The 1489-nt window shown below is 38.8% G+C and carries 2 protein-coding genes; one reads left to right on the top strand and one right to left on the bottom strand.

The window, feature by feature from the left end:
- Positions 1-36 precede the first annotated feature (36 nt).
- Positions 37-288, bottom strand: a complete 252-nt coding sequence (locus L1266_RS22165; RefSeq protein WP_138602336.1) for a LexA family protein — start codon at positions 286-288, stop codon at positions 37-39.
- Positions 289-347: 59 nt separating this feature from the next.
- On the opposite strand from L1266_RS22165, the gene L1266_RS22160 reads away from it, so the two are divergent.
- Positions 348-1463, top strand: a complete 1116-nt coding sequence (locus L1266_RS22160) for an IS630 family transposase (RefSeq protein WP_194441275.1) — start codon at positions 348-350, stop codon at positions 1461-1463.
- Positions 1464-1489: the final 26 nt, after the last annotated feature.

Below are 1489 nucleotides of genomic sequence, written 5' to 3'. Positions count from 1 at the left end.
CTAGTACCCTTTCACATATATTTTGATCAGTTGCCCTTACTTAAATTCAGGTAACTGATCTTTTCCAATCAATAATTCAATACTCCTGCTTTTTCCAGTAACTGATGTTATAAATTTCTTCTTCTTAAGAACTGAAATCATTGAATGAACACTTGAAGATGCGGTTCCAAAGTAGCGCTCAAAATCACTTTCAGCAGGCGCAATCCCATTCACTTTTGTGTAGTAATAAATAAATGCTAAATACTGACCTTGCTTTGCTGTAAACCGTGGCGACTCTTCTTTATTCATAATGAACTTTTACCCTAATCAACGATCCTTTAACTCATATAAACTTACTTAATATTGTTATGAACCGAAAGTATATTGTTGAATTATCAGAAGAAGAAAAACAAGAATTAGTAGACTATTGCAAAAAAGGCATGGTCAATGTTCGAAAGTACAAGCGGGCTGCTATTTTGTTAAAAGCTGACTGTTGTAGATATACAACAGAGCAAATATGTGAAGCTGTTCAAGTGAGTTCTTCAACCGTATTTCGAGTCAAACGCCAGTTCGTTGAAGAGAATCTAGCGGCAGCTATGAATGAAGGTGCACGAAGTGGTGCTATGAGAAAAACCTCTGCGAAAGATGAAGCAACGTTAATCGCCACAGCTTGCACTAAGCCACCAACAGGTCACGCTAGATGGACATTATCTTTACTTGGAGAGCGATTAGTTACGTTAACCGATTTAGATAGTATCTCGTATGAAACAATACGGAGGCGCCTTAAAGAGAATGCACTAAAACCATGGCAAAAAAAGATGTGGTGTGTGGCGACAATGGATGCTGAATATATCGCGCGGATGGAACATGTGCTCGAGTTGTATGCTGAGCCAGCAGACGAGTTAAACCCTATAATTAACTTTGATGAGGCGATGAAACAACTTGTAGATGATACTCGACCGGCACAACCAATGAAGCCGGGGCAGACTAAGCGGTTAGATTATGAATATAAACGTGTAGGTGTGGCCAACTTATTTGTATTCTTCGATCGCCATCGAGGGTGGCGGCATGTTAAAGCAACAGAAAGAAAGACGAAAATTGACTTTGCTAATTGTATGAGGGATTTAGTTGATCTTCATTATCCACATGCGAACAAAATAAAAGTTGTGTTAGATAACTTATCAACTCATACAGAAGGAGCGTTGTATAAAGCATTTTCTCCACAGGAAGCACGGCGGATTTTAAATAAACTAGAATTACATTACACACCAAAACACGCAAGTTGGTTGAATATGGTCGAGATAGAGATTGGCAATATGAATAAGCAATGTTTAGATAGACGTATAGCAAGTATGGAAGAACTAAAGACAGAACTCGCGGCCTGGGAATGGAGCCGGAATAAAGAAAGAACAAGTATAAACTGGATGTTTAATGTTGAATTAGCTCGTGAAAAACTTCAGAGGGCTTATGGTGCCCTCAACTAGTCAGAACTTGTGTGATGAAGTACTAG

Origin of the sequence: Pseudoalteromonas sp. Cn5-37 (assembly GCF_021532495.1) — a bacterium.
GTDB classification, from domain to species: Bacteria; Pseudomonadota; Gammaproteobacteria; order Enterobacterales; family Alteromonadaceae; genus Pseudoalteromonas; species Pseudoalteromonas simplex.
The sequence above is the reverse complement of the archived record's forward strand: the minus strand, read 5'-3'. Positions and strand labels throughout refer to the sequence as shown.